Annotated in this window: 15 protein-coding genes; 11 read left to right on the forward strand and 4 right to left on the reverse strand. The window is 66.9% G+C overall.

Translation table 11 applies throughout. The annotated features are described in order from the left end of the window. Positions 1-74: 74 nt before the first annotated feature. The 4 genes from AC0SZ7_RS04615 to AC0SZ7_RS04630 all read right to left on the reverse strand — a co-directional run bounded on the left by AC0SZ7_RS04615 (position 75) and on the right by AC0SZ7_RS04630 (position 5,962). Positions 75-1,256, reverse strand: a complete 1,182-nt coding sequence (locus tag AC0SZ7_RS04615) for an acetyl-CoA C-acetyltransferase (RefSeq protein ID WP_475503247.1) — start codon at positions 1,254-1,256, stop codon at positions 75-77. Positions 1,257-1,359: 103 nt separating this feature from the next. Next, the gene (locus AC0SZ7_RS04620) at positions 1,360-2,958 is read right to left on the reverse strand and encodes a GMC family oxidoreductase (protein WP_475503248.1); all 1,599 of its coding nucleotides are present in this window, start codon (positions 2,956-2,958) and stop codon (positions 1,360-1,362) included. Further along, a complete protein-coding gene (locus AC0SZ7_RS04625) occupies positions 2,951-3,442 on the reverse strand; it encodes a sugar dehydrogenase complex small subunit (RefSeq protein WP_475503249.1) in 492 nt (163 codons plus the stop codon). The genes AC0SZ7_RS04620 and AC0SZ7_RS04625 overlap by 8 nt, the downstream gene beginning before the upstream one ends. A gap of 195 nt (positions 3,443-3,637) precedes the next feature. Beyond that, positions 3,638-5,962 (reverse strand): FdhF/YdeP family oxidoreductase, encoded by a 2,325-nt coding sequence (locus tag AC0SZ7_RS04630; RefSeq protein ID WP_475503250.1) that lies wholly within the window; start codon positions 5,960-5,962, stop codon positions 3,638-3,640. 208 nt (positions 5,963-6,170) lie between these two features. On the opposite strand from AC0SZ7_RS04630, the gene moaA reads away from it, so the two are divergent. The 11 genes from moaA (at position 6,171) to AC0SZ7_RS04685 (ending at position 20,980) form a co-directional block, all read left to right on the forward strand. Continuing rightward, positions 6,171-7,169 carry a GTP 3',8-cyclase MoaA gene (gene moaA, locus AC0SZ7_RS04635; RefSeq protein ID WP_475503251.1) on the forward strand — a complete coding sequence of 333 codons (999 nt, stop codon included), beginning with the start codon at positions 6,171-6,173 and terminating at the stop codon, positions 7,167-7,169. Between the two features lie 64 nt (positions 7,170-7,233). Next, positions 7,234-8,118, forward strand: a complete 885-nt coding sequence (locus tag AC0SZ7_RS04640) for a LysR family transcriptional regulator (protein WP_475503252.1) — start codon at positions 7,234-7,236, stop codon at positions 8,116-8,118. Between the two features lie 413 nt (positions 8,119-8,531). Continuing rightward, positions 8,532-9,551: a FecCD family ABC transporter permease gene (locus tag AC0SZ7_RS04645; RefSeq protein ID WP_475503253.1), complete on the forward strand. Its 1,020-nt coding sequence runs from the start codon at positions 8,532-8,534 to the stop codon at positions 9,549-9,551. Continuing rightward, positions 9,548-10,333: an ABC transporter ATP-binding protein gene (locus AC0SZ7_RS04650; protein ID WP_475503254.1), complete on the forward strand. Its 786-nt coding sequence runs from the start codon at positions 9,548-9,550 to the stop codon at positions 10,331-10,333. Before AC0SZ7_RS04645 ends, AC0SZ7_RS04650 begins: the two co-directional genes overlap by 4 nt. Positions 10,334-10,359: 26 nt before the next feature. Then, the gene (locus AC0SZ7_RS04655; protein ID WP_475503255.1) at positions 10,360-12,483 is read left to right on the forward strand and encodes a TonB-dependent receptor; all 2,124 of its coding nucleotides are present in this window, start codon (positions 10,360-10,362) and stop codon (positions 12,481-12,483) included. Further along, positions 12,480-13,460, forward strand: coding sequence for an ABC transporter substrate-binding protein (locus tag AC0SZ7_RS04660; RefSeq protein ID WP_475503256.1), 981 nt, complete (start codon positions 12,480-12,482; stop codon positions 13,458-13,460). The genes AC0SZ7_RS04655 and AC0SZ7_RS04660 overlap by 4 nt, the downstream gene beginning before the upstream one ends. Positions 13,461-13,664: 204 nt before the next feature. Continuing rightward, on the forward strand, positions 13,665-14,519 hold the full coding sequence (thiM, locus tag AC0SZ7_RS04665) for a hydroxyethylthiazole kinase (RefSeq protein ID WP_475503257.1): 855 nt from the start codon (positions 13,665-13,667) through the stop codon (positions 14,517-14,519). A gap of 50 nt (positions 14,520-14,569) precedes the next feature. Then, on the forward strand, positions 14,570-15,154 hold the full coding sequence (locus tag AC0SZ7_RS04670) for an RNA polymerase sigma factor (protein WP_475503258.1): 585 nt from the start codon (positions 14,570-14,572) through the stop codon (positions 15,152-15,154). Next, positions 15,151-16,158 carry a FecR family protein gene (locus tag AC0SZ7_RS04675; protein WP_475503259.1) on the forward strand — a complete coding sequence of 336 codons (1,008 nt, stop codon included), beginning with the start codon at positions 15,151-15,153 and terminating at the stop codon, positions 16,156-16,158. Before AC0SZ7_RS04670 ends, AC0SZ7_RS04675 begins: the two co-directional genes overlap by 4 nt. Before the next feature lie 67 nt (positions 16,159-16,225). Next, positions 16,226-18,634: a TonB-dependent siderophore receptor gene (locus AC0SZ7_RS04680; RefSeq protein ID WP_475503260.1), complete on the forward strand. Its 2,409-nt coding sequence runs from the start codon at positions 16,226-16,228 to the stop codon at positions 18,632-18,634. Positions 18,635-18,889: 255 nt separating this feature from the next. Beyond that, positions 18,890-20,980 carry a TonB-dependent siderophore receptor gene (locus tag AC0SZ7_RS04685; RefSeq protein WP_475503390.1) on the forward strand — a complete coding sequence of 697 codons (2,091 nt, stop codon included), beginning with the start codon at positions 18,890-18,892 and terminating at the stop codon, positions 20,978-20,980. The last annotated feature ends 7 nt before the right edge of the window (positions 20,981-20,987 follow it).

Raw genomic sequence — 20,987 nt, forward strand, 5'->3', positions numbered from 1 at the left:
GGGGGGGTGGGGGGGGGGGGGGGCCCCGGTTCTTCCATTCTGTGCCCCCCGCCCCCCCCCCCCGCGTCCGGGCGTTACACCCGCTCCAACGCCAACGCCACCCCCTGCCCGCCGCCAATGCACAAGGTCGCCAGGCCCTTGCGCGCATCGCGCTTGATCATTTCGTGCAGCAAGGTCACCAGCACGCGGCAGCCCGACGCGCCGATCGGGTGGCCCAGGGCGATGGCGCCGCCGTTGACGTTGACCTTGTCGGCGTTCCAACCCAACTCCTGCCCCACCGACAGCGCTTGCGCGGCGAAGGCTTCGTTGGCTTCGATCAGGTCCAGCTGGTCGAGGGTCCAGCCGGCTTTCTGCAGGCAGCGACGGGTGGCGCTGACCGGGCCGATGCCCATGATGGCCGGGTCGACTCCAGCGTTGGCGTAGGCGGCGACGCGGGCCAGCACCGGCAGATGCAGTTCCTGGGCCTTGGCCGCGCTCATCAGCAGCACCGCAGCGGCGCCGTCGTTCAGCGACGAAGCGTTGCCGGCCGTGACGCTGCCGTCTTTCTTGAACGCCGGCTTGAGCTTTGCCAGGCTGTCGGCCGTGGTGCCGGCGCGTGGCTGCTCGTCGGTGGCGAAGGCGATGGGGTCGCCCTTGCGCTGAGGAATCAGGATGGGGGTGATTTCCGCCACGAAGCGCCCGCTCTCGATGGCGGCCGCAGCCTTGGCCTGGGATTGCGCGGCAAAGGCGTCCTGGGCTTCGCGGCTGATGCCGTATTTTTCCACCAGGTTTTCCGCAGTGATGCCCATGTGGTAGTCGTTGAACGCGTCCCACAAGCCGTCGCTGATCATGGTGTCGACCATGCTTGCGTGGCCCATGCGCAGGCCGGTGCGGGCGCCGGGCAGCACGTAGTTGGCGAGGCTCATGTTCTCCTGGCCGCCGGCGATGATTACATCGGCATCGCCGCAGCGGATGGCCTGGGCAGCCAGGTGCAGGGCCTTGAGGCCCGAGCCGCAGACCTTGTTCAGGGTCATGGCCGGCACGGCCACTGGCAGGCCGGCCTTGATGGCAGCCTGGCGGGCCGGGTTCTGGCCGGCGCCGGCGGTGAGCACCTGGCCGAGGATGACTTCGTCCACCAGGCTGCCGTCGAGGCCGGTCTGGGCCAGCAGTTGGCGGATCACCGCAGCGCCCAGGTCGACGGCTGGGATGGTGGCCAGCGAACCCTGGAAACTGCCGACCGCGGTGCGGGTGGCGGCGACGATGACGACGTCTTGCATGGTGTGAACCTCGTTGTTATTGGATGATTCGATACGATACGGGCATCGGTGGATTGTCACGCCATTAGATTATTTTGATAATTTTGTTTTTCAAAGCAGTTCATCAGCTTTGCTTATCAATCAGGTGCTGCGCGCTGCGCAGCGCCAAGGCCACTGCGGTCAGCGTCGAGTTGACCGTGGCCGACGTCGGCATCACCCCGGTTCCGCACAGGTAGAGGTTATCGTGCTGATGGCAACGGCCGAACGCGTCGCACACCGAGGTGCGTGGGTCGTGCCCCATGCCCAGGGTGCCGGTGATGTGCTGGTTGTTGGAGAACGTGCCGTCGGCGCTGTGGCGCAGGTTGGTGCCGCCCATGAGTTTTGCGATGCGCAGGAAATCCCGGCGCGAGGCTTCGGCGCCGCGCCGGGTGTAATCGTCGATGGCGTAGTGCAGGCGTGGCGTGGGCAGGCCCAGTTTGTCACGGCGGTCGCTGAGGGTGACGCGGTTGTCGGGGTGCGGCAGCAGCTCCAGCACGTCTTTTACGCTCATCTCGAACGCGGCGCGGTGGCGCAACTGGGTCTTGAACGCCGCGCCGTAGACCCCGGCCTTGAGCAGTGCCTCGGTGGCGGTGTCGACCCGCGAGACGTTGGTGAAATCCAGCCGGTAGGCGGCGCGATGGCGGCGGAAATCACCGTCGCGCAGGGTGTTGATCGAGCTGGGGCTTTGCGGGCCGCGGCCCAGCCACAGTTCCTCGTCGGCGTCGAAACTCAACGAGGTGCTGGGGTGATCCATGAGGTTGCGGCCCACCTGCCCCGAGCCGTTGGCCAGGCCGTGGGGATAGCGGTCGCTGGCCGACATCAGTAGCAGTTTGGGGCTTTCGATGCCGTTGGCGGCGACGATGAAGGTCTGCCCGGTGACCCGATGGCTCTGCTTGTCCGGGTCATAGTAATGGGCGGCGACGATGCGCCCCTGGGCGTCGTGCTCCAGGCGGTAGACCACCGCCTTGATCTGCAGGCGCACGCCCGCCGCCAGGGCCTGCTGGATGGCAATGCCACCGTGGTACTGGGCGTTGATCGGGCAAATGGGCTGGCAGCTGTTGCTGGCGCAGCACGGCGGGCGGCCATCGTAGACCTGGCTGTTGCGCGCGGCGGTGTTGCCCACCACGCTGTAGGCCGGCGCCAGGCGCTCGCGAATCCGTGCCATGGCGTAGGGCTCGGCCACCGGCGCCATGGGCAGCGGCTGGCTGCGGGGCGAGCCGGTATTGGCGGCGCCGGACACGCCCATCAGCACCTCGGCCTGCTGGTAGAACGGCTCCAGGTCGGCATAGCCCAGCGGCCAGTCGACGCCCACGTCGTACAGGCTCTTCAGGCGAAAATCGTTCGGCAGCAGGCGCCAGGCCTGGGCCGCCCAGTGCCAACTGGTACCGCCCACGCCACGAATGTACTGGGTGTCGTAGGGGTACGGGCCGGCCTGGTCGAGGTAGCCGTTGGGCTCGGGCTGGTAGATGGGGTGCGGCGCCCAGTCGTGGTACGGGTACGGCGCCAGCCAGTCGTGCTTGCGCGGCGCGGCGCGAAAGGCCGCCACCACCTGCGCGTGGTCGATGGCGCCGCCCGCCTCCAGGATCAGCACCGACAGGCCGCGCTCCGCCAGGCGCCTGGCCGCGGTTGAACCGACGATGCCGCTGCCGATGACCACGACATCGGCGCTCAAGGCTTCAGGCATGGGTCGCCACCGGTTTTTGCGCCCAGCTGCCATACGCACCCAAGGCATAACTGGGCGGCTGCAGTACGTCGCTGACCATTTGTGCGTTCAGCGCCTGCTCATAAGCCACGCAGCGCGCCTGGGCGCCGCTGCCGACAATGCCCATGAACCAGCCGCGGGCGATGGCCCGGGGGATTTTTGCCAGCGGCGACTGTTCGCTGTCGAGGGTGTGCTGGAGGGTCTCGGGACCGATGCGCCGGGCCTCGATCAGGCTGAGCAGTTGGCGGGCCTGTTCGGCAAAGCCGGGGTGCAGGTCGCACAGTGCCTGGTACAGTACGGCGGCAAGCCCGGCATCCAGGGCCTGCTGGCCGGCGATCAGCGCCGACAGGGCGAGGAAATCGGCCTGGGCCGGGCTGTCGACCGGTTCAGCCAAGGCAAAGCCGATGTGCGAGGCCGTCCAGGCGCCCAGCATGGCCGTCAACAGGGTTCGGCGGGTGGGGTTCATGGCATCCATTCTCCGGGGCATCGCTGTTGGAACGCGGCGAGCCGGAGAAATTCACGGGATGCGCAATAAACGCCATCGCTGATTTTTGTGGGAGCTGGCTTGCCCGCGAGCTTTTCAGCAGCCAAAAAACTCTGGCAAGGCCGCTCCCCCACGGTGGGCCTCAAAAACTCGCTGGCAAGCCAGCTCCCACAGGGTTTACGCGACCGCGGCGGCGATCAGGGTGCTGGCAGCGGCTTTTTCGACCTTGATGGCAATGAACTTCGAGGTCGGGGTGAAGGTGCGGTCGCCGTAGCTTTCCAGCGGCACCAACGGGTTGGTCTCCGGGTAGTAGGCAGCGGCCTGGCCTTCGGGAATATCGTAGGCGATCAACGTAAAGCCCTTCACCCGGCGCTCGCGGTTGTCGTCCCACAGCGCCACCAGGTCGACCTTCTGCCCCGGCTCCATGCCCAGCTTGCGAATGTCCGCCTCGTTGACGAACACCACGTCGCGCATGCCATACACACCACGGTAACGGTCGTCGAGGCCGTACAGGGTGGTGTTGTACTGGTCGTGGGAGCGCATGGTCTGCAGGATCAGGTCCGGCGCGACGTTCATTTTGCGCACGCCGGCGTTGACCAGGTCTTCAGGCAGCAGCGTGGCGGTGAACTGCGCCTTGCCGCTGGCGGTTTTCCACACGCGCTGGGCGGCGGTGTTGCCCAGGTGGAAGCCGCCCGGGTGCTCCAGGCGCTTGTTGAAGTCGGTGAAGCCCGGCAGCGTGTCGGCGATCAGGTCGCGGATGCGGCTGTAGTCGCCCACCAGCCAGTGCCAGTCAACCGGGTGGTTGCCCAGGGTGGCGGCGGCGATGCCGGCGATGATCGCAGGCTCCGAGCGCAGCGCCGGCGAGCGCGGCTTCAGCTGGCCGTGGGAAATGTGCACCATGCTGAAGGTGTCTTCCACGGTGATGCCCTGCGGGCCGTTGACCTGCACGTCGATCTCGGTGCGGCCCAGGCATGGCAGAATCAGCGCGTCACGGCCGGTGACCAGGTGGCTGCGGTTGAGCTTGGTGGCAATATGGACCGTCAGGTCGCATTTGCGCAGCGCTTCGTGGGTACGCGGGGTGTCCGGCGTGGCTTGGGCGAAGTTGCCGCCCAGGCCGATGAACACCTTGGCCTCGCCGCGCTCCATGGCGCCGATGGCCTGCACGGCGTTGTGCCCCACTTCGCGCGGCACGGTGAAGTTGAAGCGTTTTTCGATGGCGTCCAGCAGGGCTTTCGACGGCTTTTCGTCGATGCCCATGGTGCGGTCGCCCTGCACGTTGCTGTGGCCACGCACCGGCGACAGGCCGGCGCCCGGGCGGCCGACGTTGCCGCGCAGCAGTTGCACGTTGATGACTTCCTGGATGGTCGGCACCGAGTGCTTGTGCTGGGTGAGGCCCATGGCCCAGCACATGATCACCCGCTCGGCCTTGCGGTACATGCTGGCAGCCAGTTCGATGTCGGCCAGGCTCAGGCCCGACTGCTCGACAATGTGGGCCCAGGTGGTGGCGTCCACTTCAGCCAGGTAGGCGTCCATGCCGGTGGTGTGCTCGGCGATGAAGGCGTGGTCGAACACTGCGGGTTCGCCGCTGGCCTGCGCCTCGCGCTCCCACTGCAAGAGGAACTTGGCCATGCCGCGGAACAGCGCCATGTCGCCGCCCAGCGCCGGACGCAGGTACGCCGAGCTGGTCGGCTTGGAGCCGTTGCCCAGCATTTCAAGCGGGTGCTGCGGGTGCTGGAAGCGTTCCAGGCCGCGCTCTTTCAGCGGGTTGATGCAGATTACCTGGGCGCCGCGCTCCACCGCTTCACGCAGCGGTTCGAGCATGCGCGGGTGGTTGGTGCCGGGGTTCTGGCCGATGACGAAAATCGCGTCGGCGTGCTCCAGGTCGTGGAACACCACGGTGCCCTTGCCCACGCCCAGTGTCTCTTTCATGCTTACGCCGCTGGCTTCGTGGCACATGTTCGAGCAGTCGGGGAAGTTGTTGGTGCCGTAGGCCCGCACGAACAGTTGGTACAGGAAGGCGGCCTCGTTGCTGGCGCGGCCCGAAGTGTAGAACTCGGCCATGTCCGGCGACGGCAGCGCCTGCAGGTGCCGGGCGATCAACGCGTAGGCGTCTTCCCAGCTAATTTCCACGTATTTGTCGCTGGCGGCGTCGTAGCGCACCGGGTGGGTCAGGCGGCCCTGGTATTCAAGCCAGTAGTCGCTTTGCGACGCCAGCGCCGACACCGTGTACTTGTTGAAGAACGCCGGGTTCACCAGGCGCCCGGTGGCCTCCCAGTTGACCGCCTTGGCGCCGTTCTCGCAGAACTTGACCATGCCGTTTTCCGGCGACTCGCCCCAGGCGCAACCCGGGCAGTCGAAGCCGCCGTTCTGGTTGGTCTTGAGCATGGCGCGGATGTTGGTGAGCGCCTTCTTGCTGCCCAGCCAACTGCGCGTCACCGCCACTAAAGCGCCCCAACCAGCTGCGGCACCTTTATAGGGTTTATAGCGTTCGTGCGTGGACATGGGGCGCTCCGTTTTCGGCAGTGAATTCAGAATCTCAGGCTATTCCCGGCCCTGCCAGCTGTCCAATTGCTATTAGTGAACGGGTGATCGACGCCATCTATCACACCTTGATAGACGCCATTGATCATGTCTTCACTCGAAGTAATTAGACCTGCCCCCACCACACCCTTATTCTGGACGCACGAATGACCTGTTCAACGAGGTATGCATGTCTGATCGGACCCTGGTAGACGGCTTCGCCCGGCGCGTGGACTACGTGCGCCTGTCGGTGACCGACCGCTGCGATTTCCGCTGCGTGTACTGCATGGCCGAGGACATGACCTTCCTGCCGCGCCAGCGCATTCTCAGCCTGGAAGAGATTGGCGAACTGGCCGAGCGTTTCGTCGCGCTGGGCACCCGCAAAATCCGCCTCACCGGCGGCGAACCGCTGGTGCGCAAGGGTATTGTCGAGCTGTGCCAGCGCATCGGTGCCCTGCCCGGCCTGCGTGAACTGTGCCTGACCACCAACGGTTCGCAGCTTGCGCGCCTGGCCCAGCCGCTCAAGGCCGCAGGCGTCAAGCGCCTGAACATCAGCCTCGACAGCCTGGACCCGGCGCGCTTCAAGGAATTGACCCGCACCGGCGACCTGCAGACGGTGATAGACGGCGTCGATGCTGCCAACGCCTCTGGTTTCACCCACACCAAGCTCAACTGCGTGGTGATGAAGGGCCGCAACGACCACGAAATCAACGACCTGGTGGCGTTCGCCATCGACCGTGGCCTCGATATTTCCTTTATCGAAGAGATGCCGTTGGGCACCATCAGCGAACACAGCCGCGCCGAGGCGTTTTTCTCCAGCGCCCAGGTGCGCGAGGTGATCGCCCAGCGCTACACCCTGCTCGATTCTGCCGAATCCACCCAGGGCCCATCGCGCTACTGGCGGCTGGCCGAGGCGCCACACATCCGCATCGGCTTCATCTCGCCTCACAGCCATAACTTCTGCGCTACCTGCAACCGCGTGCGTGTCACTGTCGAAGGGCGGCTGCTGCTGTGCCTGGGCAACGAGCACGGCATGGACCTCAAGGCCGTGCTGCGCGCCAACCCGGGCCAGCCGCACAAGGTCGAGCAGGCCATTATCGAGGCCATGAAACTCAAACCGTGGCGGCATGATTTCCAGCTCAATGACGATGTGCAGGTGGTGCGGTTCATGAACATGACCGGCGGTTAACGCCCACTGCTTGCCCGTAACCGCTATCATCGAACCTGCTTCCTGCCCAGAACCCGGTGTTGCCTTGGATATCAAACAGCTCAAGTTCCTCATTGCCCTGGACCAGACCCGGCACTTTGGCCAGGCGGCCGCGCGCTGCAACATCACCCAGCCGACCCTGTCCATGCGCCTGCGCAACCTGGAAGATGAACTGAACATCGTGCTGGTCAACCGTGGCCAGCGCTTCGAGGGCTTCACCCCCGCTGGCGAGCGCGTGCTGGCCTGGGCGCGCACGCTGATCGCTGCCCACGACGGCTTGTACGCGGAAGCCGCTGCCTGCCGCGGGCAGTTGATCGGCGACCTGCGCCTGGGCGTAGTGCCACTGAGCAGCTTCAACACCACACAGTTCATCCAGGCCCTGGCCAAGGAGTTCCCCGAGCTGGGGTTCAGCGTTTCCACGCTGACCAGCGACGACATCGTCGCCGGCCTTGCCAACAATCACATCGACCTGGGCATCTGCTACCTGGACCAGGTCAATGCCAGCCATTTCGAGTACTTCGAACTGTCGTCCACGCGCATCGGCGTGCTTTACGACAAGCGCTATTTCAGCTTCGCCGGCGCCAACATCAGCTGGGAAGAAGCCGCCGAACTGCCGCTGGGCATGATTCTCAACGGCATGCACTTCCGCAAATCCGTGGACCTCAGTTTCCGCAGCCGCGGCCTCAGCCCGCGCCCGGTGCTGGAAAGCGACTCCACCTTCCAGCTGATCCAGGCCTTGCAGGCCGGTTTCTGCTGCGCGGTGATGCCGCTGGACGGCGGCTTCGAAGGCTTGAGCGAGCACATTGGCGTGCTGGAGCTGCCCGACGCCGAAGTACTGGCGCCGCTGGGCCTGATCATGCGCCGCACCGAGCCGCGCTCGGCCATCGCCGAGAAGTGCTTCGCACAGGCGCGGCAGTTGCTTACCTCGTAACCCATACGCGGGACGGGGTGGGTGCCCTGTAGCAGCGGCCGAAGGCCGCGTCCGAACGCACCGCGTATCCCAGGCATACCGCGTCGTGGCCGGACGCCGCCTGCGGCAGCTGCTACGCGGGACGGGGGGGGCGGCGCATTGTTGCGCGAACAGGAATACACCCTTTCTTTTTGATAGGTAGCTAACAAACAGACCCGCTGATACATTGCTCGCCGTCGAGAACGCCAACTGCTCGACGCCCCTATTGGGCCATTATCCCTGCTCCCCCCTGGTGGTAATGGCCCTTTTTTCCTTCCCCTTTTCGCCCGGCGCTTCATGAAACTTTGTTCATGAAGGCAACTGTGTACGTTCTGGTTCATTACCGTCTGTCGCTATATACTTTTAGATATACCGACAGCAATCGAACCCCGCCGATGTCACGCGCCGTCCCGCTCTACCCCGCAGCTTTCAGCCTGGTCGCCGTGACCCTCGCAAGCCTGGTGGCCCTGACCATTGGCCGTTACCCGCTGCCCCTGTCACAACTACTGCATTTCATCGCGGCCTGGCTGGGACTGACCACCCTGCCCGCCGACCAATACGCCCTGTTGCACAGCCTGGTGATCGACAGCCGCCTGCCGCGCATCATCGCCGCCGTGCTGGTGGGCGCCGGGCTGTCGGTGTCGGGGGCGGCCTACCAGGCGGTGTTTCGCAACCCGCTCGTATCGCCCGGGCTGCTGGGGGTGTTGAGCGGCTGCGCGTTCGGCGCCGCCATGGGCATCGTCGCCAATTTGCATGGCCTGTGGATTCCGCTGCTGGCGTGCCTCACCGGGCTTGCCGCGGTGGCACTGGGCGTGACCATCGCCAATCTGTTCGGCATGACCTCGATCCTGATGCTAGTGCTCGGCGGCATCGTCGCCAATGCGCTATTCACCTCGCTGCTGTCGATTACCCAGTACCTGGCCGACCCGCTCAACCAGCTGCCCACCATCGTCTACTGGCTGCTGGGCAGCCTCAGCGCCGTCGACCAGCAGGCGCTGAAGCTGACCGCGCCGCTGTTGCTGCTGGCCATCGGCGTGTTGTGCCTGCTGGGGCGCGCCATCGATGCGCTGTCGCTCAGCGATGATGAAGCGCTAAGCCTGGGGGTGCCGGTAAAACGCATACGCTACGGGGTGATTATCCTGGCCACGCTGATCAGCGCGCTTACTGTCAGCATTGCCGGCATGGTCGGTTGGGTGGGCCTGCTGGTGCCGCACCTGGCGCGCCTGCTGGTGGGGCCGGCCAATGCGCGGCTGCTGCCGGTCAGCGCCGGCCTGGGCGCCTGCTTCCTGCTGGCCGCCGATGCCCTGGCGCGCAGCCTGGGCGCCGGCGAGATCCCGCTGGGCATCATTACCGAACTGCTCGGCGCCGTGGCCTTCGTGCTGGTGCTGCACCGCGTGCGCCGGGGCTGGCTATGAGCGCGCCACTGCTGCAGGCCGAAGGGCTGGGCTACCGCATCGGCGAGCGCTGGCTGTTTGAAGAAGTCAACCTGTGCGTGCACGCCGGCGACTGCATCGCCCTGCTGGGGGCCAACGGCGCGGGCAAGAGCACGCTGCTGAAACTGTTGCTGGGGCTCCTCAAGCCCAGCGCCGGCCGCGTGCTGCTCAACGGCCAGCCACTGACGGCGCTGGACCGCCGCAGCATCGCCCGGTTGCTGGCCTACGTGCCGCAGACCCACGTGCCGAGCTTTCCCTATAACGTGCGCCAGATCGTCACCCAAGGGCGCCTGCCGATCACCGGCCTGGGGCGCGCGCCAAGCAGCGCCGATCACGATGCCGTGGCCCGCGCCCTGCACGACGTGGGCATCGACTGCCTGGCCGAGCGCACCTACACCGAGCTGTCCGGCGGCGAGCGCCAGTTGGTGCTGATCGCCCGCGCGCTGGTGCAACAAGCGCGAATGATTTTGCTGGATGAGCCAGTCACCGGCCTGGATTTCGGCCACCAATTGCGCCTGCTTGAACGCCTGCAACAGTTGGCCGCCAGCGGCCTGGCCATCCTCACCACCAGCCACCGCCCCGAACAGGCACTGGCCGGCGCCAACCGCGCCTGGGTGCTGCACCAGCAGCGCCTGATCGCCGACGGCGCGCCCCATGACGTCATCGACGCCGCCTTGATGGAACGCCTGTACGGCGTGCCCGTGCGCCAGATCGACAGCGACCGCCATCGTTTCTTTGCCCCGGTGCAACCCGCCCCCTTGTAAGCCGCCCCTTTCAGAGAGAGTCCTGCATGAAGCACCTCCCCTATGCCCCGCTGCTGCTGGCCGCAGCCGTCAACCTGGCCCACGCCGCCGATAGCGCCCCCGTGCAGCTGGGCGCAGTCACGGTCAACGGTGTCCAGGACACCCAGGCCGAGCAGGACGCACGCGCCGCCCGGGAGAAAAGCGCCAACCTCGGCCCGCTGGGCGAGCGCCGGTTGCTGGACACGCCCTACTCGCTGAACGTGGTGCCACACGACCTGATCCAGGACCAGCAGCTGAAAAGCGTCAAGGACATACTGCGCTACCTGCCCTCGGTGCAAGGCGACGGCGCCCGCCCGCAAAGCCGTGGCCTGCAGGGCAGCGTGGTGCAGAACACGCGCCTCGACGGCCTCAACGTGGTGTCGACCACCGACTACCCCGCCGAGCAGTTCGACAACGTGCAAGTGCTCAACGGCCTGGCCGGCTCGCTGTACGGCCCGGCCAACCCTGCCGGCACCTTCAACTTCATTTCCAAGCGCCCCACCGACGAGCGCCTGAACCGCGTCACCGTGGGCGTGGGCACCGGCCTCAGCTGGTTGAAAGCGGCAGACCTCAGCGGCCCGTTCGACCCTGAAGGCAAGATCAAGTACCGCCTTAACCTGCTCGACGAACAGGGCCACAGCTACGCCCCCGGCAGCACCTTGCGCCGCCAGTTGGTGAGCCTGGCGCTGGACTTCCAGCTGAACGACGACAGCGTCATCGAGACCAATTTCAGCCACTACAACTACCTGGCCAAGGGCCTGCCCGGCAAGTTCGCGCTGGCCTCGGGCGCCAGCTTCCCGCATGCCATGGACCCGACCAAAAGCAACCTGGGCCAGAACTACGCCGGCGACAACGACACCACCGACACCGCCAGCGTGCACTTCAAGCACGACTTCAACGGCAACTGGAAGCTGGACGTGGGCCTGCTGCGGCAGATCGCCGACCGCGAATCCACCGCCGTCACCAACACCCTGGCCGCCACCGGCAGCACCTATACCTCCACCGTCGCCACCGCCACGGCCAGCCGCTTCACCATCAACAGCTACCTGGCCAACCTCAACGGCAGCGAATGGACCGGCTCGGTGCGCCACGACCTGACCTTCGGCCTGAGCGGCTTCGACTGGAAGAACTTCAACCCGCTAAGCGGCGCCACCACCACCCTGGGCACCGCCAGCCTCAGCGACCCGCAGAACTTTGCCGAGCCCAACTACCCGGACTTCACCGACCGCTACCATTCGGCCACGGCCACCCAGCAGTCGCTGATATTCGGCGATACCCTGACCTTCACGCCGCAGTGGAGCCTGATGCTTACCGGCAGCCAGAGCCAGATGTCGGTGCACAACTACAGCCTGGCCGGGGCCACCACCAGCGGTTCCAACGACCACGGCCTGAGTGGCGCCAGCAGCCTGATGTACAAGCCGGTCGACAACCTGACCCTGTACGTCACCTACGCCGACAGCCTGCAGCAGGGCGACACCGCGCCAAGCGGCACCACCAACGCCAACACCATCCTGGCGCCGTACCGCAGCAAGCAGTGGGAAATCGGCGGCAAGCTGGCCGTGGGCGGCGTCAACCTGTCGCTGGCAGCGTTCCAGATCAAGCGGCCGTACGCCTTCACCCAGAGCAACGGCACCTACGCGGTGGCCGGCGAGCAGCGCAACCGCGGCCTGGAGTTCATGGCCGACGGCAAGGTCAGCAGCAACGTGCGGATGTTCGGCGGCATCACCTGGCTGGACCCCAAATTGCTGGACACCGGCAGCGCCAGCACCGACGACACGCGCATCGTCGGCCTGTCGCGCTACACCGCCAGCCTGTTGACCGAATACCAGGTGCCGCAGGTCAACGGCCTGGCGCTGAACCTCAACGCCCGCTATGTCGGCGCGCGCCCCACCGACAACACCGACACCCACTGGGTCAGCAGCTACGAGACGTTCGACCTCGGCGCCAGCTTCACCACCCGCCTGATGCAGCGCAACACCGTGTACCGCCTGGAAGTCACCAACCTGACCAACGAACGCTACTGGACCAACATCGTCCCCGGCGGCCTCAATGGCTACAGTGCGGCCGGCAACGCCAGCGCCAGCCTGGGCGCGCCGCGCATGCTGCAGGCGTCGATCCAGGTGGACCTGTGAGGCGCCTGGCAGCCCTGGCGCTGGCCTTGCTGAGCGGCGCCGCCGTGGCCGGCACGGTGATCGACGACAGTGGCCAGCACGTCGAGGTGCCTGCCCAGCCCCGGCGCATCGCCGATGGCTGGTTCGCCCACCACGCGCTGATGCTGACCCTGGGCGCGGGCGACCGCATCGTCGCCACGGTCAACCACGCCGACCGCCAGCCTTGGATGTTCAAGGTGCAGCCGGCGCTGAACCAGGCGCAGGCGGTCACCGGCACGGCGTTCAATGTCGAAAGCCTGCTGGCCGACAAGGTCGACCTGGTGTTCACCAGCACCGGCGACCGCCAGGCCCTGGCTTACCAGCAGGCCGGCATCCCGGTGGTGCACATGGGTTTCAATGACCTGCCAGGGCTTGAGCACAGCCTCGACATCACCGCCCAGGCGCTGGGCACCGACACCGCGCGCCAGCGGGCCCGTGACTACAACGGCTGGCTCGAGCAGCAGGTGGCGCTGCTGCGCCAGCGCAACGCCGGTCTCAGCGACGCGCAGCGCCCGCGGGTGCTGCACATCGCGTCGCTGGCGCCTCTCAAGGTTGATGGCGATGGCACCCTGATCGACACCTGGATCAACCTGGCGGGCGGCCGCAACGCCGCCACCGGGCTGCACGGCAACCTGCAGGTGGTGAACGCCGAGCAGGTGCTGGCCTGGCACCCCGACGTGATCGTATTGGCGGCGGACGCCGGCGACATCAGCCAGGTGCCGTTGCTGGCACAGCTGCGTGGGGCGAAGGTGCTGCGCAACCCGGCCGGGGTGTTCCCGTGGGACCGCTACGGCACCGAAGTGGGCCTGCAATTGTTGTGGGCGGCGCAGCAGCTGCACCCCGAGCGGTTCCAGGACATCGACCTGCAGCAGCAGACCATGGCCTTCTACCGGCGTTTCTTCGATTACCCCCTGACCGCGGCCGAAGCCACCCGCATCCTCACCGCGCAACGCCCCTAATCTCGGATCCGCGCCGTACGCCTCTGTAGCAGCGGCCGCAGGCCGCGTCCCGGTGCACCTCGGACACGCGTCGTATGCGGACGCAGCCTTCGGCAGCTGCTACGGGGGACACGCCGCGTCCCGGCGTACCTCGGACACGCTGCGCGACAGGATGGCTGCAAACAGGTATTTTGGCGTTTTCCCGCCTTACCGGAACTGCCCACCATGCTGCCCATCGCCCGCCAGGCCCCCACCGTCGAAACCATCATCAGCGCCCACGCCGCCCTGCGCGCCCAGGGGCCGCTGGTGCAGTGCCTGACCAACGTGGTGTCGGCCAACTTCATGGCCAACGTGCTGCTGGCGGCCGGGGCATCGCCTGCGATGGTCGACAACCCCGAGGAAGCCGCCGGTTTCGCCAGCATCGCCGGCGCGGTATTGGTCAACCTGGGCACGCCCACCGCTGCCCAGGTCGAAGGCATGCGCCTGGCCGTGCAGGCCGCCTATGACATCGGCAAGCCCTGGGTGCTCGACCCCATCGGCGCCGGCGCCTTGCCGTGGCGCGGCGGCGTGGCCGCCGAACTGCTGGCTTTCCACCCCACGGTAATCCGCGGCAACGCTTCGGAGATCATCGGCCTGGCCGGCCTGGGCGCCAGCCACGCCAAGGGCTTCGACAGCTCCAGCGACCCGGCTGACGCGGTGGCCGCCGCCACCAGCCTGCTGCAGCACGCCAGCTGCGTGTCTGCCTCCGGGCCTATAGACCATGTGGTCGGAAAGGTGCAGGACGACAAGGGCGACATCAGCCACTACCTGCTGCGCATCGCCGGCGGCAGCGCCCTGCTGCCCCGGGTCACGGCGTCCGGTTGCGCGCTGGGGGCCTTGGTGGCCGCCTATGCCGCCGCCACCCAGGATGGCTTCTGCGCGGTGGCCGCCGCCCACGTGCACTTCGCCCTGGCCGCCGAGTACGCCGAACGCCAGGCGCGCGGGCCGGGCTCCTTCGTGCCGGCATTCCTCGACGGCCTGGACCTGGTGGACGCCCGGCTGATCCGCGCCAAGGCGCAGGTCGAGGGCGTTCGGCTCTAGAAAAGCCTCGTCATCGCGTGCCATGGCCTTTGCCAGCGCAAGCGCTTATCATGCGCGTTTCCCCGGCCACCCCCATTCCCATGCGCAAACCCACGCCCCCCGAGCCCAGCGCCGACGACACGTCGGGCGCGCAGGACATGCTGCAGGTTTTCCTGCAGCAACAGGGTCGCATGGAAAAACAGCTGAGCCGCTGGGTGGCCTGCCGCGCCACGGCCGCAGACCTGTGCCAGGAGCTGTTCATCCGCCTGTGGCGGCGCAAGGACGTGCAGGTGCAGGACATGAGCCAGTACATGATGCGCAGCGCGCGCAACCTGGCCATCGACCACATCCGCAGCCAACGCAGCCGCCAGCGCAGCGAGACCGCGCTGCTGCCCGAACAACTGGTCGGCGCGCCCACGCCCCTGGAGGATGGCCACCAGGCCAACCACGAGTTGCAGCAGGTGGACGCCGCCCTGCGCGCGCTGCCCGAGCGCACCCGCCATGTGTTCCTGCTCAACCGCATTCATGGCCAGAGCTACAGCGAAATAGCCCGCGCGCTGGACATCTCCGCCAGCGCCGTGGAAAAACATATGATGCGCGCCTTGCAGGCCTGCAAGAGTAGCGTCGACGCCCCTACCGTGAAGGCCAGACAATGAACGTGGTCAGCCCCCCACCCCGCCATGGCGGCGAGGACGTGGCCCTGCTGTGGGTCACCCGCCTGGCGGCCGAACCCGACAACCCGGGCCTGGACGAAACCCGCCTGCCGCTCCTGGACCAGCAGGAACTGCAACGCTGGCTGGGCCACGACCCGGCCAACGCCGAGGCCTACCGCGAGGCGCGTCGCCTGTGGCGCCTGACGGGCCCTGGCGCGGCGCAACTGGCCCGTGAGGAAGCCGCGGCGCTGCAGGCTCTGCTGCGCCGCGCCAAGGCACCGCGCCGCCGTGGCCGTGTTGCGTCGCTGGCCATGGCTGCCAGCGTCGTGCTGGCCGGCGTGCTGGCCATGGCCTGGCAGCCAGAACGCTGGCTCGACGACCTGCAGGCCGATTACCACAGCGCTCCCGGGCAGCTGCGCCAGTTCACCCTGGCCGACGGCAGCGACGTGCAACTGGACGGCAACAGCGCCATCGACGTGAAACTCACCGAACAGGGCCGCGACGTGACCCTGCGCCGTGGCGCGGCGTTCTTTCACGTCAGCCACAACGGCCAGCCGTTCGTGGTGCACACCGCCGACGGCGAGGTGCGCGTGGTGGGCACCCGCTTCGAGGTGCGCCGCGAGGCCGCCGCCACCCAGGTCACCGTGGAAGAAGGCAAGGTGGCGGTGCAGCCGCAGCACGATGCCGCCCCGGTCATGCTCACCGCCGCCCAGCGCGTGGACTATCAGCAGGGCCACGCCGGCGCGCTGCAAAGCATCAACCCGCAGCAGGCGTTCGGCTGGCGTGACGGCCACATCAGCTTCCGCCGCCAACCCCTGGCCGACGCGCTGGCCGTGGTGCAGCGTTATTACCCGGGGCGCATCGTGCTGCTCGACGCCGAACTGGGCGCGCGCCCGGTCAGCGGTGATTTCGCCAGCAACGACCCGCAGGTCATGCTCGCCGCCTTCCAGGGCTTGCTGGGTTACCGCCAGCAGCAACTGCCGGGCGGTACGCTGATCATTCGCTGAGGGGTGCAATATTAAAGATAATGAGATATATTCGCATCTTTAACCCCTAAGCCCGAGCCTTGATCCGATGCGCTGCCGGTTGCGACTTTCCTTGCTGGCAGCAGCGCTGACAACGCCCTTGGGCCTGCCCCTGGCTGCTTGCGCCGCAGGCAGCGCCACACAGGCCAGCGAGGCGCCGCGTTACAGCTTCGCCCTGAAGGCGCAGCCACTGCCCGACGCCCTGGCGGCGCTGAGCCGCCTGACCGGGCAGAACATCGTCTATGCCGATGATGCCCCCTACCAGCTGCAAGCTCCGGCGCTGAATGGCCAACTGACCGTGGAACAGGCCCTGGCCCGCTTGCTGGCCAGCAGCGGCCTGGGCTACCAGCGCACCGACGCGCACACGCTTGCGCTCAGCGCCCTGCCCGGCAACGACCCGCAAATACTGTTGCAACCGCTGAACATCGACAGCCAGCGCCTGGGCCGCTACCAGCCTGCTGCCGTAGTGCGCGGCACCCGCAGCGGCGCGCCGTGGCTGGAGCAGGCGCAGGCCATCAGCCGGGTGAACAACGACGTGCTGCGCGACCAGCAACCGCGCAACCTCGATGATGCGCTGCGCAATGTCAGCGGCCTGACCCAGGGCAACACCCTGGGCAGCACCCAGGACACGCTGATCAAGCGCGGCTTCGGCGACAACCGCGACGGTTCGATTTTGCGCGACGGCATGCCCGTGGTGCAGGGCCGCAACTTCAACGCCACCACCGACAGCGTCGAGGTGCTCAAGGGCCCCGCCGCCTTGCTGTACGGCATCCAGGACCCGGGCGGGGTGATCAACGTGGTCAGCAAGACCCCGCAGCTCACCGCCCACAACGAACTGCAGGCCAAGGCCTCAGGCTTTGCCCACGGCCGCGACGGCAGCGCCGTGACCCTCGACAGCACCGGCCCGCTGGGCGACAACGGCCTGGCCTACCGCCTGATCATCGACCACCAGGACGAGGACTACTGGCGCAACTACGGCGTGCACCGCGAAACCCTGGTGGCGCCGTCGCTGGCCTGGTACGGCGAGCAGGACGAGGTGATCCTGGCGTACGAGCAGCGCAGCTTTGTCACGCCATTCGACCGCGGCACCGCCATCGACCCCAGCACCGGCCATGTGCTGAACATCCCCTACACCCGGCGGCTGGACGAGCCGTTCAACGACATGACCGGCCGCTCGCAACTGGCGCGGCTGAGCTACAAGCACTCGTTGAGCGACGGTTGGGAACTGCGCGGCGCCTACAGCTACAACGAGGAAACCTACGACGCCTACCAGGTGCGCATCACGGCGGTGAACCCCAGCGCCGGCACCCTCACCCGCAGCATGGACGGCACCCTGGATTCGGTCAGCCGTGCCCAGCAGGGCGAGCTGGAGCTGGCGGGCAACCCGACCTGGCTGGGGCTTGAACATGAGCTGCTGGCAGGCCTGAGCGAGGAACACCGGCTGTACTTCCGCGGCGACCTGCTGCGCCAGGCCAGCCAGACGACCTTTAGCTATACCCAGCCGGTGTACGGCCAGGAAGTGGCGCCCACCAGCGTCTCGGCCAGCGCCAGCGACCAGCTGGACCGCCTGCGTACCACGGCGCTGTACCTGCGCGACTCGATTCACCTCAACGACCAGTGGATAGCGATTCTGGGCGCGCGCCTGCTGGCCTACGACCAGTACGCCGGGCGCGGCCGGCCGTTCCACGCCAACACCGACATCAACGGCACCGCCTGGGTGCCCAGCGCCGGCCTGGTGTACCGTTTCGCGCCGAACTGGTCGTGGTACGCCAGCTACAGCGAGTCGTTCAAGCCCAACTCCAGCATTGCCCCGCTGAATGCCGCCAGCGAGCAGATCATTGATTCCAGCATCAAGCCCGAGCAGGCCAGGGCCTGGGAAACCGGGCTGAAATTCGAGCAGGCCGATGGCCTGTCGGCCAGCGTCGCGCTGTACGACATCCGCAAGCGCAACGTGCTGGTGAGCGAGACCGTCGGCGAGCTGCCGGTGAGCCGCAATGCCGGCGCGGTGCGCTCGCGCGGCATTGAGCTGGAGGCCAGCGGCACGCTGGTGCCCGGCTGGGAGCTGATGGGCGCCTACGCCTACACCGACGCCTGGGTTACCCGCGACCCCGAGCTGCAAGGCCTGCCGCTGCAGAACGTGCCGCGCCAGAGCGCCTCGCTGTACCTGAGCCACGACCTGGGCGCCCTGCTGGGCGGCGACCGTTTGCACATCGGTGGCGGCCCGCGCTATGTGGGCGAACGCGCCGGTGACCCGCAGGACAGCTTCAAGCTGCCGGCCTACACCGTCGCCGACGCCTTCGCCCGCTACGACACGCGCCTGGGCGAACACACGGTGCGCGTGCAGCTCAACGTCAACAACCTGTTCGACCGCCACTACTACCCTTCGGCCGTCAGCCAGTACGTGGTCGCCGTGGGCGACCCGCGGCAGGTGGTGCTGAGCACCAGCTTGTCGTTTTAGTTTTTGTGGGAGCTGGCTTGCCAGCGAGCTTCAAGGCCTCAACAGCTCGCTGGCAAGCCAGCTCCCACAGGGATTTGAAAAAATATTCAAATTTTCACTGAGGTGTTTCCCGTCGAGCTCCGTGTTGTAAATGAAAGGCAATCCCATTTTCATTCACACCACTTCACGCAGAGCATCAGCATGACCGCCTCCTTTACCCCCAGCGGCTCCATCCCTACCCTTCGTTACCGCAGCGCCTGCGCCAGCGGCGTGCTGATGCTGAGCCTGGCGCAGCCCCTGTGGGCCGCCGACACCCTGCAGTTGGGCGCCACCAATATCGACAGCACCGCCGTGGCCCCCACCACCACCGAGAAAAGCCAGGTCAGCTACCAGGCCGTGGCCGCAACCGTGGCCACCCGCACCGAAACCCCGCTGATCGAGGTGCCTGCCTCGGTCAACGTGGTGACCCACCGCGTCATCGAAGACCGTGCCCCGCAAAGCCTCGACGAAGCCATCAATGCCGTCAGCGGCGTCAAGCAGGGCAACACCCTGGGCGGCACCCAGGACGCCATCATCAAGCGCGGCTTCGGCACCAACCGCGACAACTCGATCATGCGCGACGGCATGCAATCGGTGCAGGCACGCAACTTCACCCCCACCACCGAGCGCGTCGAAGTGCTCAAGGGCCCGGCGTCCATGCTCTACGGCGTGCAGGACCCGGGCGGGGTGATCAACGTGGTCACCAAGAAGCCGCAGCTTACCCAGGCCACCAGCGTATCCGGCTGGGGCACCAGCTTCGGCGGCGGTGGCGGCCAGCTCGATACCACCGGCCCCGTGGGCGACACCGGCCTGGCCTACCGCTTGATCTACGACAAGCAGCAGACCGACTACTGGCGCAACTTCGGCAGCACCGACCAGGAAGTGATCGCGCCGTCGCTGTCCTGGTTCGGCGACGACACCACCATCACCGCTGCCTACGAGCACATGGAGTACAGCGTGCCGTTCGACCGCGGCACGCAGATCAACACCACCACCGGCAAGGTCCTCGACATTCCGCGCAGCCGCCGCCTCGATGAGCACTTCAACATCACCACCGGCCGCTCCGACGCGTTCAACCTGACCGCCGAGCACCGCCTCAACGACGACTGGACCCTGAAGGCCGGCTACGGCTACAGCCGCAACTACTACAACGACCACCAGTCGCGCTACATCTCGGCCAACTTCACCACCGGCCAGGTCACCCGCCGCGGCGACGCCACCCGTGACGCCCTGCAAGTGGCCCACACCGCCACCGTCAGCGCCCTGGGCGATTTGCAGTTCGCTGGCATGCGCCACGAGCTGCTGGTAGGCGTGGACTACATGCACAACGACCGCACCCTGGGCGACTTGATCCGCAACGTCAACGACACCGGCTTCAACTACAACGACCCGGTCTACGGCCAGGTGCCGGTGCCCAGCCGCGTCAGCGCCGCCAACAGCGACCAGACCGACCTGCTGCACACCCACGCGCTGTTCGTGCAGGACGCCATTCACCTGACCGACAAGTGGATTCTGCAGGCCGGCCTGCGCTATGAGTCGTTCACCGAGCTGACCGGCAAGGGCCGCCCGTTCGTGGTGGGCGCCGACGTCGACCGCAGCAAGGCCGTGCCGCGCCTGGGCCTGGTGTACATGATTCAGCCGGACTGGTCGGTGTACGGCAGCTACACCGAGTCGTTCCGCCCCAACACCTCCATCGCCACCGTCATCGGTGACCTGGCGCCGGAGGAAGCCAAGGCCTACGAGATCGGTACCAAGTTCCAGAACGATTACCTCACCGCCAGCCTGGCGGCCTTCACCATCACCAAGAAGAACGTGCAGACCAGCGCCACCTGCGGCACCGAGACCTGCACCCGGCTGGGCGGTGAAGCCCGTTCGCGCGGTGTGGAACTGGACGTCAGCGGCCAGCTCAACGAGTTCTGGAGCGTGACCGGCAGCTACGCCTACACCGACACCGAATGGACCAAGGACCCGATCCTGCAGGGCACGCCCCTGGACGGCGTGTCGAAGAACACCGCCGCGCTGTACCTGACCCGCGACTTCGGCCACGTCGGCATCGGCGACCTGCGTGCAGGCTTTGGTGGCCGCTACATGAGCAAGTGGGGCGCCAACGACGGTACCGGCACCGAATACTGGCTGCCCTCGGCCAAGGTTGCCGACGCGTTCGTGGCCTACAAGATGAAGCTCGACCACAAGGACCTGACCCTGCAGCTGAACGTCAAGAACCTGTTCGACGAGACCTACTACGTCTCCAGCAGCGGCCTGGGCTCGCCGGCCATCGTCATCGGCGAACCGCGCCAGGTCATCGCCAAGGCCACCCTGGCCTTCTAACCCAAAG

It is taken from the genome of Pseudomonas sp. JC1203 (assembly GCF_056175065.1).